The 15,376-nt window shown below is 61.4% G+C and carries 13 protein-coding genes, 1 tRNA gene and 1 pseudogene; 11 read left to right on the top strand and 4 right to left on the bottom strand.

Going from position 1 to position 15,376, the window contains the following annotated elements:
• Positions 1–260 precede the first annotated feature (260 nt).
• Positions 261–2,300: a S1C family serine protease gene (locus tag AC1AYD_RS04805; RefSeq protein ID WP_476502273.1), complete on the bottom strand. Its 2,040-nt coding sequence runs from the start codon at positions 2,298–2,300 to the stop codon at positions 261–263.
• Positions 2,301–2,844: 544 nt separating this feature from the next.
• Between AC1AYD_RS04805 and tgt the strand changes: the two genes are divergently transcribed.
• The 3 genes from tgt to AC1AYD_RS04790 all read left to right on the top strand — a co-directional run bounded on the left by tgt (position 2,845) and on the right by AC1AYD_RS04790 (position 5,389).
• Positions 2,845–4,194 carry a tRNA guanosine(34) transglycosylase Tgt gene (tgt, locus tag AC1AYD_RS04800; RefSeq protein WP_476502272.1) on the top strand — a complete coding sequence of 450 codons (1,350 nt, stop codon included), beginning with the start codon at positions 2,845–2,847 and terminating at the stop codon, positions 4,192–4,194.
• Between the two features lie 182 nt (positions 4,195–4,376).
• Positions 4,377–5,210: a nitroreductase family protein gene (locus AC1AYD_RS04795; protein WP_476544762.1), complete on the top strand. Its 834-nt coding sequence runs from the start codon at positions 4,377–4,379 to the stop codon at positions 5,208–5,210.
• 93 nt (positions 5,211–5,303) lie between these two features.
• Positions 5,304–5,389: transfer RNA gene (locus AC1AYD_RS04790), tRNA-Leu, on the top strand.
• Positions 5,390–5,453: 64 nt separating this feature from the next.
• On the opposite strand, the gene AC1AYD_RS04785 is transcribed toward AC1AYD_RS04790, so the two are convergent.
• Positions 5,454–5,786, bottom strand: coding sequence for a putative heavy metal-binding protein (locus AC1AYD_RS04785; RefSeq protein ID WP_476502270.1), 333 nt, complete (start codon positions 5,784–5,786; stop codon positions 5,454–5,456).
• A 464-nt stretch (positions 5,787–6,250) separates the two neighbouring features.
• Between AC1AYD_RS04785 and AC1AYD_RS04780 the strand changes: the two genes are divergently transcribed.
• The gene (locus AC1AYD_RS04780; RefSeq protein ID WP_476502269.1) at positions 6,251–7,099 is read left to right on the top strand and encodes a GNAT family N-acetyltransferase; all 849 of its coding nucleotides are present in this window, start codon (positions 6,251–6,253) and stop codon (positions 7,097–7,099) included.
• Positions 7,100–7,240: 141 nt separating this feature from the next.
• Here the strand turns inward: AC1AYD_RS04780 and AC1AYD_RS04775 are convergent, their stop codons facing one another.
• Positions 7,241–7,414, bottom strand: a complete 174-nt coding sequence (locus AC1AYD_RS04775) for a hypothetical protein (RefSeq protein ID WP_476544761.1) — start codon at positions 7,412–7,414, stop codon at positions 7,241–7,243.
• A gap of 202 nt (positions 7,415–7,616) precedes the next feature.
• On the opposite strand from AC1AYD_RS04775, the pseudogene AC1AYD_RS04770 reads away from it, so the two are divergent.
• The 6 genes and pseudogenes from AC1AYD_RS04770 to AC1AYD_RS04745 all read left to right on the top strand — a co-directional run.
• Positions 7,617–7,722 (top strand): annotated as a pseudogene (locus AC1AYD_RS04770) (DivIVA domain-containing protein); the annotation flags it as partial.
• 26 nt (positions 7,723–7,748) lie between these two features.
• Entirely contained in the window at positions 7,749–7,979 is a 231-nt protein-coding gene (locus tag AC1AYD_RS04765) for a DivIVA domain-containing protein (RefSeq protein ID WP_476502310.1), read from the top strand.
• A complete protein-coding gene (locus tag AC1AYD_RS04760; protein WP_476502268.1) occupies positions 7,973–8,413 on the top strand; it encodes a very short patch repair endonuclease in 441 nt (146 codons plus the stop codon). Before AC1AYD_RS04765 ends, AC1AYD_RS04760 begins: the two co-directional genes overlap by 7 nt.
• Positions 8,414–8,647: 234 nt before the next feature.
• Complete coding sequence (locus AC1AYD_RS04755; protein WP_476502267.1) at positions 8,648–9,802, top strand: ATP-binding protein; 1,155 nt, start codon at positions 8,648–8,650, stop codon at positions 9,800–9,802.
• Positions 9,803–10,852: 1,050 nt separating this feature from the next.
• On the top strand, positions 10,853–12,625 hold the full coding sequence (locus tag AC1AYD_RS04750) for an AAA family ATPase (RefSeq protein ID WP_476544760.1): 1,773 nt from the start codon (positions 10,853–10,855) through the stop codon (positions 12,623–12,625).
• A 20-nt stretch (positions 12,626–12,645) separates the two neighbouring features.
• Entirely contained in the window at positions 12,646–14,394 is a 1,749-nt protein-coding gene (locus AC1AYD_RS04745; protein ID WP_476502265.1) for an LlaJI family restriction endonuclease, read from the top strand.
• 26 nt (positions 14,395–14,420) lie between these two features.
• Here the strand turns inward: AC1AYD_RS04745 and AC1AYD_RS04740 are convergent, their stop codons facing one another.
• Positions 14,421–14,669 (bottom strand): hypothetical protein, encoded by a 249-nt coding sequence (locus AC1AYD_RS04740; RefSeq protein ID WP_476502264.1) that lies wholly within the window; start codon positions 14,667–14,669, stop codon positions 14,421–14,423.
• A 160-nt stretch (positions 14,670–14,829) separates the two neighbouring features.
• On the opposite strand from AC1AYD_RS04740, the gene AC1AYD_RS04735 reads away from it, so the two are divergent.
• Positions 14,830–15,252, top strand: coding sequence for a (deoxy)nucleoside triphosphate pyrophosphohydrolase (locus AC1AYD_RS04735; RefSeq protein WP_476502263.1), 423 nt, complete (start codon positions 14,830–14,832; stop codon positions 15,250–15,252).
• The last annotated feature ends 124 nt before the right edge of the window (positions 15,253–15,376 follow it).

Genomic DNA, 15,376 nt, shown 5'->3' with positions numbered 1-15,376 from the left:
ATGATGCATCGCTCGATACACGGCGTAAAGAATCGATATTCGGTTATTGCGCTGCCACTCTAACAGCGGCCCGCGAGCGCCGCAACCCACGGCGTGGGTCGCACGCATTATGCGCCCCCTTCAGGGGGAGCTGTCGGCGCAGCCGACTGAGGGGGAGCAGGAGCACAACGGCGCACCCGCGTCCCCCACCTGCGGTCGGCCCGGAAACGGGAAAGCCCCGGCACTCGCGCGAAGCGAATGCCGGGGCCGGACGCTGCCAATCACCACATGTTGAATGGGAATCCGTTGCTGCCGGAACCGTCCGAACCGTCGGAGCCGGAACCGGAACCATCCGAACCGGAGCCGTCGGAGCCGTTGCCGTTCTGGCTGTTGGAGTCGGAGCGGTTGGAGCCGTTGACCTTCTCCTCCTGCTGGTCGAGCGTCACATCGACGTCCATGGTCTTGCCGTCGCGCACGATGGTGAGCGTCGCCTTGTCGCCGAGGGCAGAGGCGCGCACGAAGCCGAGCAGGGAGGCGTTGCTGCCGACCGCGTTGCCGTTGAAGGCGACGATCGTATCGCCTTCCTTCAGGCCGGCCTTGGCGGCCGGGGAACCGGAGACGACCGCGGAGCCGGACGAGCCCTTGGTGATCTTCGCGCCGGCGCGGGTCACGCCGTCGGCCTCGACCGTGTCGGAGGTGATCGTGATACCGAGCGCCACGTGCTTGACGGAGCCGTTCTCGATGATCTCGTTGGCGACGCGCTTGACGAGGTTCGACGGGATCGCGAAGCCGATGCCGATCGAGCCGGCGGTGCTGGAGGACGACGAGCTGGAGGTGGAGGCGATCGACGAGTTGATGCCGATCACCTGGCCGGCCGCGTTGAAGGTCGGGCCGCCGGAGTTGCCCGGGTTGATGGCCGCGTCGATCTGGACCGCGTTGGTGACGATGTCGTTGTTGTTGTCGTCCATCACCGTGACCGGGCGGTTGAGCGCGGAGACGATGCCGGAGGTGGCGGTGTCGTCGTAGCCGAGCGGGTTGCCGACGGCCATGATGTTCTCGCCGACGGCGAGCTTGTCGGAATCGGCGAATTCGACGGCCTTGAGGTCGCTCGGCGGATTGTCGAGCTTGATGACCGCGAGATCGGTGGTGGTGTCGGTGCCGACGACCTGCGCGGAGTACATCTGGCCGTTGGAGAGCGTCACCTGGATCTTCTGGGCGCCGGAGATCACGTGGTTGTTGGTCACGATGTGGCCCTTGGTGTCGAGGATCGCGCCGGAGCCTTGGGCGGAGCCGTCGGACAGCTGGGTCTGGATGGAGACCACGGAGTTGGAGACCTCCTTGGCGACGGCCTTCCAGTCGGGGGCCTCGCCGGACTTCGCGGTGGCGGAGCCGGAGCCGGAGGAACCGGAGTTGACGTTGGCCAGCGAGCTGGTGGTCGGCACCCTGACCGCGCCGCTCGTGATGGCCGCGTAACCGACGCCGAGGCACAGGCCGGCGGACAGGAGCGCGGCGACCACGCCGATGACCACGCCGCGCACCGTGCCGTTGGCGGCCTTCGGGCGGGCGTTGAGGTTCGGGGTATTCGGATCGTTCGGGTTGTTCGGGTTGAGACCGAACGGGTTGCCGTTGTTCGGGGTTCCCGGGGCGCCCGGGGCGGACGGGTTGGGGCCGAACGGGTTCTGCTGCGGGTTCTGCGGGTTCTGCGGATTCTGCACGCCCTGCGGCGCGAACGGATTGTTGGAGGTTCCCGGCGCGCCGGCGTACGGGTTGCGGTCCGGCGCGGGCTGCGTCTGGCCGGCGGATGCGCCGGGCTGGGCGCCGGTGCCGGGCTGCGTGGGCACCGGGCCGTAGGCGCCGTATTCGGGGGCCGGACGGTACTGGCCGTATGCGGGCTGGGACGGCTGGGAGGCCGGGGCCGTCGGCTCGGTGGAGCCGGTCGGCGCCGAGGAGACCACGGTCTGCTCACCCTTGGCGGCGGCGTAGTCGGGAACCGCTTCAGGCGTGTTCGACGCCGTGGCGGGCGTGGAGGCGATCGGGGCCACAGGCGCGGTCGGGAACGTCCGGGTCGCGGCGGAGCCGGATGCGGCGGCCGCCTGCGCGCCTTGCACGGCCGACGGATCGATGGTCTCGGTGGGCTGCTCGTTGTCCGCGGGCTCGCCGCCGTATGCGGGGGCGAAGCTCTGCGTGGCCTGCGCATCCCGCTGGTCGGAGGTATCGGCACCGGTCTGCGGCGTCAGCGGTTGCGTGGCCGAGGTCTGCTCCTCCTGCGGCTGCGTGTTCTGGTCACCCTGCGGGTTCCAGCTGTTCTGCTCATCAGCCATAATCGTCTGCTCCTTCATAGGAACGGCGGCTTCATATCGTTGTCTGCACTTCAGCAATCTCGCCGCCGGTTCGTATTGCTACCTAAGAGTAAAGGCAGTAGCTCTGGATGTTTCCTGAATGTTCGTTGGAAGTGCCGAGTGAATCTTCTACCGACTTCCCGCATGCGCCCATCCGGGATGCCCGCCCGGTTCGCCTAGGCGGGGTCGCCCGGCCGAGCCTTTTGCGCGCACTCGTCCGACGCCACCGCCTATCTCGCTTGCAAGGGGTGGATGCGACGGGCCTCGAACCGCTATCCCCGTTGCAAGGGGTACTCCGCCGACGGGAAACCTGCGCCGGGCGTCGGAATTCCTCCAAAACCTCCCGGGTACACCGTCTCCGGCACCCCTCCCAACGGAGATACACATCGACGTACGTTCCGAAGTACCCCTCATAAGCGAGACAGCCCTACGTCGTCCTTCCATCCGCTCCGCCGCACGCATCTCCAGCGGTTCCGCCCGCCCCATCGACCTTCCCGCAATCCGCTTGTCCGCCTAAAGTGAAGCTATGACCGACAACCCCACGAACACTACAGCCGACGCCACGGCGAACACCGACGCAACCGCCGTAGTCGACCTCAACGAGCATCCGCGCGGTGCCGCCCCCGGCAAACCCGGCGACCGTGCCGCGTTCTCATTCGAGACCATCACGCGCCTGCCGGACGCGGCCGACGGCAAGGGCAAGGACGGCGCGCGCTACGGCCGCACCGGCATCATCCACACGCCGCACGGCGACATCCGCACGCCCGCGTTCGTGCCGGTGGGCACGCAGGCCGCGATGAAGGCGGTCCTGCCCGAATCGATGCGGGATCTCGGCGCGCAATGCCTGCTCGCCAACGCGTTCCACCTGTTCGAACGCCCCGGCGAGGACGTGCTCGACGCGGCCGGCGGCCTCGCGAAGTTCATGAACTGGCACGGCCCGACGTTCACCGATTCCGGCGGATTCCAGGTCATGTCGCTGGGCGTCGGCTTCAAGAAGACGCTCGCGATGGACGTGACCGGCATGAAATCGGACGACATCATCGCGGAAGGCAAGGAGCGCCTCGCCTGGGTGGACGAGGACGGCGTGACGTTCAAATCGCCGCTCAACGGCGACGAGCACCGCTTCTCCGCCGAGATCTCGATGGGCATCCAACACAAGATCGGCGCCGACATCATGTTCGCGTTCGACGAGCTCACCACGCTGATGAACACGCGCTCCTACCAAGAGGAGTCGGTGGAGCGCACGTACCGCTGGGCGCAGCGGTGCGTGGCCGAGCACCAGCGGCTCACCGAAGCCCGCCTCGGCAAGCCGTACCAGGCGCTGTACGGCGTGGTGCAGGGCGCGAATTATGAGGATCTACGCCGGCACGCGGCCGAGCAGATCGCCTCGCTCGACTTCGACGGCGTGGGCATCGGCGGCGCGATCGAGAAGCGCATCATCGGCGAGACGTGCGCGTGGATCTGCGACGCGATGCCGGAGAACCGGCCGCGTCACGTGCTCGGCATCGCGTCCGTGGACGACATCTTCGCGTGCGTGGAGAACGGCGGCGACACATTCGACTGCGTGGCACCCGCGCGATGCGCCCGCAACGGCGCGATCTTCACGCGCCACGGCCGCTACAACATCAAGCGCGCGCAACACAAGTTCGATTTCGGGCCGTTGGAGGAGGGCTGCGACTGCTACACGTGCGCGCATTACTCGCGCGCCTACGTGGACCATCTGCTGCGCGCGCACGAGTTCACCGGGTTCACGCTCGCCACGATCCACAACGAGCGGTTCTTCGTGAAGCTCCTCGACGACATCCGCGCCTCGATCGACGGCGGCTACTTCGAAGAGTTCCGCGACGAATCCCTGGCCCATTTCTACGGCAAGTAGACCCCGCCCATCCTTGGCCCCCCTGACAGGGGAGCAGCCAACGATTTTTAGCAGCGAATCCCTGACCCGACTTGGCTCCCCCTGTCAGGGGGAGCTGTCCGCGAAGCGGACTGAGGGGGTCCCATCCGCACCATCACCCCGTCACCCCACCCATCACCTCAATCAATCACCGCAAAGGCATCATGATGAATCTTCTCGAAGCAATCGACGCGCGCCACGCGATCCGCGCCTACACGGACGAACCGGTCGCGGCCGACGTGCTCGCCGCGTTGCAGGCCGAAATCGACGCGTGCAACGCGGCGAGCGGCCTGCACATACAGATGACCACCGGACTGGACGACGCGTTCCTCGGGCTGAAGACGCACTACGGCCGGTTCAAGGGCGTACACAACGCAATCGCGCTGATCGGGCGTGCGGGTGACGCCGGCGACGTGAATGGCACGGGCAACGCGGGTGGTGCCACGCTGCAAGCGTTCAAGGACGCGGACGGCACGCCGGTCTCGCCGGCTGCCGCCGCGCTGCAAGAGCGGGTCGGATACTACGGCGAACGTCTCGTGCTGCGCGCCGTGCAGCTGGGATTGGCGACGTCCTGGGCGGTGCTGGACGGCACCGAAACCGTGCCGGCGGCCGATGCATGGTGGACGCTGGACGATGGCGAATCCGTGGTGTGGGTGATCGCGTTCGGCCATGGCGCACGCCCGGGCGGGCGGCGCCGCACGAAGCCGATCGAGGAACTGGCGAGCGTGGCGAACGGTGCGACGAACGGTGCGACGGAAGGCACAACGGAAGGCGGAGACGCCGGGACTTGGCCGGACTGGTTCGTGCGCGGCATGGAAGCGGCGATGGCCGCGCCCACGTCGCTCAGCCAGCAGCCGTTCCACTTCACGCTCAACGAGGATGGCTCGGTGACCGCGGAGGCGTTGGACGGCCTGTTCGCGCACGTGGGTCTCGGCTGTGCCGAATACCACTTCGAGATCGGTGCCGCCCCGCACACGGTGGAGTGGCGCGTAGCCTAGGTGCGTCGAAACGCGGCATCCTCGGCGCGACACGCCGAAGACACGCTCGATTTGCGTCTCTCGACGAGGTGGTGCTAAGTTATCCACTTGTCTGCGAGTGTGGCGGAATGGTAGACGCGCTGTCTTCAGGTGGCAGTGAGTGTATGCTCGTGGGGGTTCAACTCCCCCCACTCGCACCAGCAAGAAAGGGCTGGAACCGAAAGGTTCCTGCCCTTTTGCTTTGACTTGGCCCGGCAACTCCTCTCACCGGGCGCGGGCGAGCTGGACGGCGGTGCCGGAGGTGGTGACCATGAGCATGGAGCCGTCGGTGCCGAGCACTTCGTAATCGACGTCCACGCCGACGACGGCATGGGCTCCGAGCGCCTCCGCACGCTGCTGCATCTCGGCGATCGCCTCGTTGCGCGCCTTCATCAGCTCCTCCTCATAGCCTTGGCTGCGTCCGCCGAACATGTTGCGGAAACTGGCGCCGATGTCCTTGAACATGTTCACGCCGGCGACGACCTCGCCGAACACGATGCCCTGATAATTCGTAATCACGTATCCTTCGACCGTTGGCGTAGTGGTGACGAGAATCATGATGCCCTCCTTGGCCTTCCATATCCGATTCCGCTTTCGGTTCCATTCGAACCCGCATACGCCGCTTCGCGCACGCGCGTTATGACCATCATAGCGACGAGGACCGGCACATGGTCCGCGGCGTGCGCGCCCGGCGGCGACCGAGTCGACGTGCGCGCGCCGCTGCGCCCATACCCATCACACACCCCCTTACACACTCCTCCAGCCCCCCATATACCCCCTATCTCACCCTGCCTCGTCGCACATTCCCGCACCCCGGCCGCGTGCCCTCGGCGGAACTCCGCCGGTAGAACTCCGCCGATACACCAAGCCCCCTCCCTGCCGGAACGTAGTTGTGAACAAGACCACAATCCTCATCCCCCGCGGCCACATATTGAATAGGGGGTGTATACGAGGGGCCCAACTACCTAGTTTTCGGGGGTGGGATCAAGGAAGGAACAAGAAGGAAAGAAGGATTCTGCACCATGCCATGCGATACCGGCTCGGATGCCAGCAACGCAATCACCTTCAACCAGCACATCGCCACACCGGTCCAAGGACGTTCCACCGCCGGGCGACGCCATGTCATCAAAGACACCGCCACGACCGCGCCCTCACCGGGCGCGCCCATCCACATCGTGTCGATCCCGCAGGTCGCCGTCCGTCAGGACATCCGCAGCGGCGACTTCTATACGACGGACGAACCGGCGACCGATCCCAGCGCCGACGACGAAGCCGTCATCGTCAAGCCACGCCGCCCCAGAAGGAAACACACCGGAGCCAGACGCCGCGGACGTCGCGGGCCGGCGCCGCACCTGTCCAAGCCGACGATGGACGACCTCGACGACCTGCACACGCTGTTCGCCGACCCGCGCATATGGTGGAACATGCCGAACCATCGCCACACCAGCATCGACCAGACGCAGACGATGCTGGAGCACTGGATTCACGACTGGCAACGCTATGGCATCGGCTACTGGGTCATGCGCGACCACAGCGGGCACTTCCTCGGCACGGGCGGCATCCGTCGCGCCGGCGACATTCTGAACATGCGCTACTACATACCGCCACGGCTCTGGCATCTCCGGTACGGCTCATACCTTGCGGCGAGCGGACAGAAGATCGCCGCGCAATACGATGCGGCACTGCCCATATTCCTCGCGGCATTGGCGCGCAACTACGCCTCCTGCATGATCGCCGACAAGCTCGGCTTCGTCGTGGTGCGGCGTGACGTCGACTTCACCGCCGACGCCGCGTCGCGCAGAATCTACGCCGACCGCGCGGTACGACAGCAGGACATCGACAACTACCTGAGCCTGCGTGAGACCGTCTGAGCCCTAGGCGCCGGATTTGGCGCGGAACCTGTAGGGTTTGGGCGGCGACCTGCACGGTTCGGAAGGCGACCTGCACGGTTCCCACAGCAACCTGCATGATTCGACCAGCAACCTGCAGGGCCATCCCGTGAAGAAGAGCCTCTACCCGCCGATGGCGGCATCCGGAATCGGCAGAATCATGCGGATTCGCCGGAACGGGAAAACCAACGGCCGGAAGTTCTTCAAGGGGACACCCTGCACATTCGCCGTCAGGGACTGCACATCTGCGCGGAAACCCTGCAGGTTCGTGCCGAAACTCCGCAGGTTGCCGACCAAACCCTACAGGTTCGCCCCTACGCTCCGCACATTCGTCGCCGCTCCCCACCCTTCGATGCCCGATGGCTCGTTCCCTGCGGCGCCGCCGGGTCTCAACGACCCAGGCTAAGCTGAAGGGCTATAAGACGACCAGCCGCAGCCGGCCCCGCCCGAAGCATGAGCCCGGCCGCCGGCCGCCGGCCACCGGTCGCCAGACGGGAGGATGACGATGGTCAGCGTGGATGATATCCGCAACAAGACGTTCCAGACCGTGCGTTTCAGGGAGGGGTACGACGTCGACGAGGTCGATGATTTTCTCGACGAGGTCATCGCCCGCCTGAAGGCCGGCAACCCGATGACCGCGGCCGAACTCGCAGCCCGGACGTTCCAAACGGTGCGTTTCAAAGAGGGATACGACGTCGCCGAGGTGGATGGGTTCCTGGACGAGCTCGCCCACGGCGTGACGACGGACGGCACAACGGCAGGCAGCGGCGCAGGCGCACGCCCCTCCGCCTCGGGTTCGGGCGGCAACACGTTCTCGAACAACAGCCCGTTCTCGGGCGACGAGGCGCAGATCCCGTGGTGACCCCGAAGCACCCGGAGAAATACACGCGCGGCACACGGTCGTACACGATGTCGCATATCCGCGGCAAGGACACGTCGATCGAGATGCTGGTGCGCAGCTACCTGTTCCGCCGCGGACTGCGGTTCCGCAAGAACGACAAGCGCTACCCCGGGCACCCGGATGTGGTGCTGCCGAAGTGGCGCACGATCGTGTTCGTGAACGGCTGCTTCTGGCATGCGCATGAGGGGTGCGCGCGGCATAGCACGCCGAAGTCGAACGTGGAGTTCTGGACGGCGAAGCTGCTGCGCAATCGCGAGCGCGACCGTCGCCAGCATGCGGAGCTCCGGGCGGCCGGCTGGCGCGTGATCGACGTGTGGGAGTGCGAGCTCGTGAAGTCCAAGCGCGAGGACCGCCTCGCCCGCCTCTACGACGAGATCGTCGGCGGCAGCAGGTAGCAGCGGCGCTGTCATCGAGAGCGCTGGAACCACGCCTGACGGCAGCGACGGTGCCTCCCGTGACACCCGCGCCATGCGCGAAGCAACCAGTCACGATTCCATGCAGAATTCTCAGTAGGCATTATGTCAAACTGCCAGTAGCTCCTATGCAAAACTGTCAGTAGAAGTTATGTTAAACTCTCAGTAGGAGTCGATAATCGTTGAAATGACGGGAAGATAATGATACCTAGGACATTGGCCACGGATATCGATGAACTGCTCGCTGGGTTCCCCGTGGTTTCCATCACAGGCCCAAGGCAAAGCGGCAAGACCACGCTGGCAAGAGAGCTACATCCGGAATTCCGATACGTCAGCCTGGAAGATACGGACACTCGGCATCTCGCCGAGGATGATCCGCGCCTGTTCTTCACCATGTACCCGAAGCACACGATCATCGATGAAGCACAACGCGTTCCTGAGCTGTTCTCGTATCTCCAAGGCATCGTCGATGCCACCAACGAACCGGGGCAGTTCATCCTCACCGGTTCCCAGAACTTCCTGCTGCTGAAGTCCATCTCGCAATCACTGGCCGGACGAGTGGGGCTCACGTATCTGCTTCCTTTGACCTATTCCGAAATCCTGGCGGCCGGGCTTCAGCCCGGCAATCTCGACGAATGGCTGCTCCGAGGCGGATACCCCCGTCTATATTCCAGCCGCCTGTCCCCGAACCGCTTCTTCGACACCTATGTCAGCACTTATGTGGAACGCGATGTGCGCGGCGAACTGGGAGTGCGCAAGCTCGCCGATTTCAGGCGATTCCTCGGATTGTGCGCCTACCGCATCGGAGAACTCACCTCCGACAGTTCCCTTGCCACCGACGCTCGCATCAGCACAAATACCTCCAGTGATTGGATGTCGATTCTCGAAGCGAGCTTCGTTACGTTCCGTCTTCAACCGTATTACCGCAACTTCGGCAAACGCCTGACCAAGACGCCGAAACTGTACTTCTACGATTCCGGTCTGGCCGCGCACCTGCTTGGACTGGAGAGTGTGGAAGACCTGCGTTCGAACAATGCGTTCCGTGGGCACCTATTCGAGAACATGGTCGTTTCGGAAATCGTCAAGGAGCACTACTCGCGCGGCAAGACACCGCACGTCTACTATTGGCGCGACTCCAACCAGAAGGAAGCCGACCTGATTGTCGAAAAGGCGGGGCGTATACGGTATCTCGTGGAAATCAAGGCGTCCTCCACTTATGATCCCCACGCGTTCGCCACGTTGGATTCCCTAGGAGAATTGATGGGATGTGATGCCAATCAAAAAGTGCTGGTCTACGGCGGTGATGATTCGTTCATGACACGGCATGGGCGGGTCATCAGTGTGCGGCAGCTACACGAATTGGTGGAATAAGCAGAGCAAACGACAAAACCGCCTGATGTCGTTCGTGCGCAACGGCGTGGATATCGACACCGCCTACCAAGCGTCGCCGTCCACCCACTCAATCGCGTAGCCGAAGGCCGCTTTCGCCGCATGGAAGCGGCGGCGGCCTTCGTCGTATTCTCCGGTTCGCGGCACGCCACGCCAGTCGAAGACGACGGGCGTGGCGCACGGACGGTCGAGGACAGTACCGTCGGCGCGACGCGGTCGGTATGGTCACGCAGGAGCGCCTGCATGTGCCATGCGTCGTCGCGATAGTCGGCGGTGACGGTGCGTTCAGGATGGTGTGAGGAGACGATGGCCAGCAGGCCGTGCGGGTTTTCGATGATGTCGACGTTGGGATGGCGGAACAGCGCGTAGGTGAGTCCGTCGTCCGCCGTGCCCGCGATGCGCCAGTCAAGTCCGCGACGTTGCAGTACGGAGGATGGTGCGACGGTGCATGATCGCGCGTAGTCGATGGGCTGCGCGTCCGTCCAGCAACATTCGCCGCCGTCACCTTCGTCGATGCTGCGACTGACGAGATACGACATGACCGCCGGCTCGTTCCAGTATGGGAACGATGACTCGTCGATGCCCCGTTCTTCCACGCCATATAGTGATCGCATTCGTCACCGACGATTGATTCGAACTCCTCCTGTGTGACGAATGTGTTCCCGTCCAGCTGGTAGCACTCCCATTCCGGATGAATCTCACGGTTTCGATACTGCTCCGCGGCTTTGACGTAAAGCGCAGCGTCCAACTCACTCATCCGAGATTCGATGTCGGAGAGCGTAGGGAGAGCGGAGACAGGTGATGAATATCTATGGTGATGCGAATACGGCATGGCGACCTTTCCGCAAGTCAAGTGACAAATGAACCGACACCCATCGTGATCGACAAGCACGCGCTTCAGTAGGCGCGTGACAGGAGATCCACCAGTGATCTACGATCATCGAATCGCGTCACGCCGGAGTGGCTATCCATGGCCGATACCCGATATTGCGATAGGATGACGGCAACTCGATGATGATGGGAGCGGGGACTATGCCGGAACAGAAAGAATTCCACGAACTGTTCGCACAAACCAATGGTCGCATCTTCGCCTTGCTGATCTCCACCGATGGACGCGGACACTTCGACAGCCGCGGCCGTCTCGCGCTGGACTACTGCGCAGCAGGCCAGACCTTTGATCTGCCGAAAGGCATGTTCGACTCCGACGCATACCGCGATACCGACGTGGTGCTCACCTTCGCCAAACTCGAACAAGACGGCGAGTATCTGCTGGTAGATGTTCACTCGGCCAAGGAGCCAACTATTGATATTAGCAACACTACAACTTCAAATAATAAGAAGACCGAACGATCCGGCCACATAAGTTTTGCAAATAAAACCATTCAATTAGAAAAACTATTCTCTGATTATCAAAACCGCTTAACCATCTCGATACACAAGCCCAATATTGAACCCTATCTATCATTGCAAAACCACTCGGATATATTCTATGCTGAATGCAATCCGAAAGGAAGATCTACAAGCAGCTACAACAATAGCAAGATCAGGGAAAAGCTGTTTGGCATTAAATTGGAACAGCTTTATCCAAACTCAAAAACTAGCTATATCAATGCTGCAAAAGATATAAAATACACATCTTTGATAGGAACTAACAAGAAGCCCATTTCATCATATAATCTTCCCAAGTTTGATACAATCTTTGACTTAATAGATTCCGACACACTTCTACAAATACGGTCTGATTGGATTGGAACACGCACCCTATACAAATCGCCAGAAGAGAAATCCCCAGAAGTAACTGCTGGATACGCAGCACGGGATCTTGAACTCTATGCCGAATTCCTTAAATCTTCACCAATTAACGACCTCAACCGCAATCTCATCTACTTCGGAGCGCCGGGAACTGGTAAGAGCTATAGGCTCAACGAGGATCTGAGGCAGTTCGAGGGACGATACGAACGTGTGACGTTCTATTCGGATTATCTGCACGCGCAGTTCGTCGGCTCGTTCCGGCCGAAGGCCATCACCAAGGAGCAGGGCAAAGCCGACTTCACATATGCGTTCACACCGGGACCGTTCACTCGTGTGCTGATCGACGCCCTCAACGATCAAGACTCTGAACAGGATCATGTACTGGTTATCGAGGAGATCAATCGCGCCGATCCAGCCTCGGTGTTCGGCGACATCTTCCAGCTGCTGGATCGGAACGACGCCGGAAACAGCACCTACCCCATCACTGTCAGTGAGGACATGAAGGCTTACCTCTGGTCAAAGGACGGTCTTAATGAACAGGGGAGGAAACGGCTGGCGGAAATCACCGGACAGCATTACGACGCGACCGGCGAAGCGCCCAAGTCCCTCTCCATCGCCCTGCCCAGCAACATGCTCATTTGGGCCACGATGAATTCGGCCGACCAAGGTGTGTACCCGATGGACACGGCGTTCAAGCGCCGCTGGAATTTCCGCTATGTAGGTATCAACGATGGCGCCGAAAAAATCAAAGACACCAAGTGGCGAGACTGGCGCAACAAGATTAATATGCTACTGCTCACCAAAGCCAAGGTGTCCGAGGACAAACTGCTTGGCCCGTTCTTCCTTGGTTCACCCAACCTCACTACCGGCACTGACGAGTTCAACGAAGCGTTCAAGAACAAGGTCATCATGTACCTGTTCGAGGATGCCGCCCGGTATAAGCGCACTGAGGTATTTGACGAAAAGGGAGTCGGGGACGCCAACGGCAGCCCCTTGACCTTAAGCGCTCTATTTACCGCATGGGATAAGAAGCAATTCGCCATTTTCAAGTGATGTAAACGAACGGAATCTCCATGAATCCCCAGCCGTCCGATATCGCCAACTTCTTCTTCCGCGAGCAGCAAGAGTACTCCGCGGATGACTTGATGCGCGCCGATGTCGCTTTGACTACCCTCAGTCAAAGCGATGCCGTGACGACTGACGACAGCGAAGAGAAACCGGAGACTTCGGCCGCCGATATCGAACAATTGATTCGTCGCCTATTGCACTTGCAAATCAACAGAACCTCAATCTTCACGATCAGCAAAGGCTCATCGGAAACGATATCCGAATCGAACACCTACCAGTTCAACTATGTGGGAATACTGGCAATCGGCCCCTACATGTTCGCCGTTCTTCCCAAGTATTATCGGGAAGTCACACCGGAGAACATCACCGGCCACGAACCGGCAGTACTCGATGAATTCGCGACCATCATGGGCGCCATCCGTCGGTACAACACCGACCCAGCCCACAAGCACAACACCATCGGATTCGATTACGAAGCTGCCGTCGACAACAGTGACGGCAATCTCATCGACCTGTATCGGTTCCTGCTCAACGACTACGCGGAGAACGGCCTCTACCAGTCCACCCGCCGCATCACCGAGTTGAACGGCTACGGCGAAATCGACTGGAACCGCACCGTCAATCAGATCATGCCGATGCGCACGTCCTCGCGCAAACCGGTCTACGTCGACGTCGTCAGCACCCGTTCCACCGTCGATACGACGACCATCATCCGTTCTATCCAAGCCGCCGTCATCACGGACATCTCGCACTATCTGGAATCATCAGGATTGAACGCGTTGTTCCGGCTGCCGACCGCGGAACCGTCCCCGAAAACACTCGCCGAAATCGGTGACAGCGACCAGCTGTTGCGTCTGTTGTGGAAGGAGCTGCGTGTCCAGTTCGTCACACGCAAATGTCTGCTGCTACGCGCGTTGATCCAATATCTGGAGGTGCGGAGCAGCGGGCGGTCGATGCCGTTGCTCGCTCAGGGGACATGCTCGTTCAATCTGGTGTGGGAGGATGTCTGCAAGAAACTGTTCAACGACGAGGAAGAACTCCACAAGACCGATAACCCGATTTGGAGGTACGTGGAACCGTTGGCATGGGCTGCGACCGCCCCGGAACCTTCGGAGAAGACCTTCATCGACGCCGAGGAAACCAGTGAGGATGATACCGATACGCAGAGCGCCGAAAGTTCACCATTGGAGCCGGACGTGGTCGCTCTCGACAAGGATGGCGGCAAGCGCTACATCATCGATGCGAAGTATTACGTTCCGAACTACAAGCGCGCCACAGCATCAACGGGACAAAAGAAGCCGAAGGGAAATGTCACGCGCACTCCTAGCCTGAAGGACATCGTCAAACAGTATTTCTATCTGTTGGCCCTGATGCCGCAAGAGACGAAGCCCGATCCGGAGAAAACAGCGAAGGACTCGGTACGAGTCTCCGGCAACGCGTTCGTCATGCCCGGCCAGATTCCGTTGATTCCCGATTCCGAAGACGGCGACGCCAAGGCCGGGAAATCCACGAGGTCCCTGAACACAAATGAGAACTTCCCAACACGCGTGGATCGCAAACTCCTGACACGTCGCGGTGCCACCTACTTCCCATTTATGCAGCAACGCTTGCAGAGCATATACGACAAGGATGTTCCTTGGTCCATCGCAGTATTCGAGATGGACCCCGAACAGGCGTTGCGCCTCTATCAATCCGAGGAAGGTACGAGCCACGAACAGGGCATGAAACGCCTCAGGGCCATGTTCCGGAAATAGTCTCGTCTCCGTTATCGGCTTCGACGTCATTCGACGCCATTGCCATCATCATCACCATCGTCAACGCCATCACCGCTCAGCCAATCATCGGACAGCAGCATCACTGAGACCGCCAACGGAACAGCGTCGGCCAGAACATCCGCCAAGCGCTCGCGCGTGGTGATTTCGGTTTCGCCGTCCGCTTCCAAGGCGTTCACGATATTGCTGTACCAGCGGATTCGTTCGCCGTTCGGCATCACGAACGTCACGCATGCGGGGATATGCACACTCATCATCAGTCTCCTTACGAATCGTTGTCGGATGCCATTCATCGTGATCGATGAGCGCGCGCTTCCAAAGGTGAACCGTGACAGATCCACGAGTGATCTACGATCCGCGTATCCGCACCGCTGCGTGTCCTCCACGATTCCAGCGTAGCCGTTGTATCCTGGCCGCATGGAAGCAGGCAGTTCCAAGACCAAGGTCATCAATGTCGTTGGCGCGGCGATCGTCCGCGAGGGTGCGGTGTTGTGCGCGCGGCGCGGACCGGGCAAATCGCTCGCCGGGTATTGGGAGTTTCCCGGCGGCAAGATCGAACCACACGAGACCGCGCGTCAGGCGCTGCACCGCGAGATCGAAGAGGAGCTGCTGTGCGAGGTCGACGTGGCGGAGGAAGTATGCACCAGCGAATACGCCTATGAGTTCGGCACCGTGCGCCTCACCACGTTCATCTGCCACCTGACCGCGGGCACACCGCATCTCACCGAGCACACGGATATTCGTTGGTTGGAACCGGCGGAAATGCCACAGCTGGATTGGGCACCGGTCGACCGGGAAGCGGTCGGCATCATCGCGAAGAAGCAATCGCTGGCGAAGTAGCCAGACGCGACCGGGTGCGACCGGACACGACCATCCACAGCCACCAGTAACCAGTCGCACAATCAATCGGCAGTAATCAAGTAATCAGGAGACGACATGACGAACGCGGATTTCGACATCAACC

Source organism: Bifidobacterium sp. LH_426 (assembly GCF_056356875.1).
This window is presented reverse-complemented; position numbering and strand designations above follow the sequence as displayed.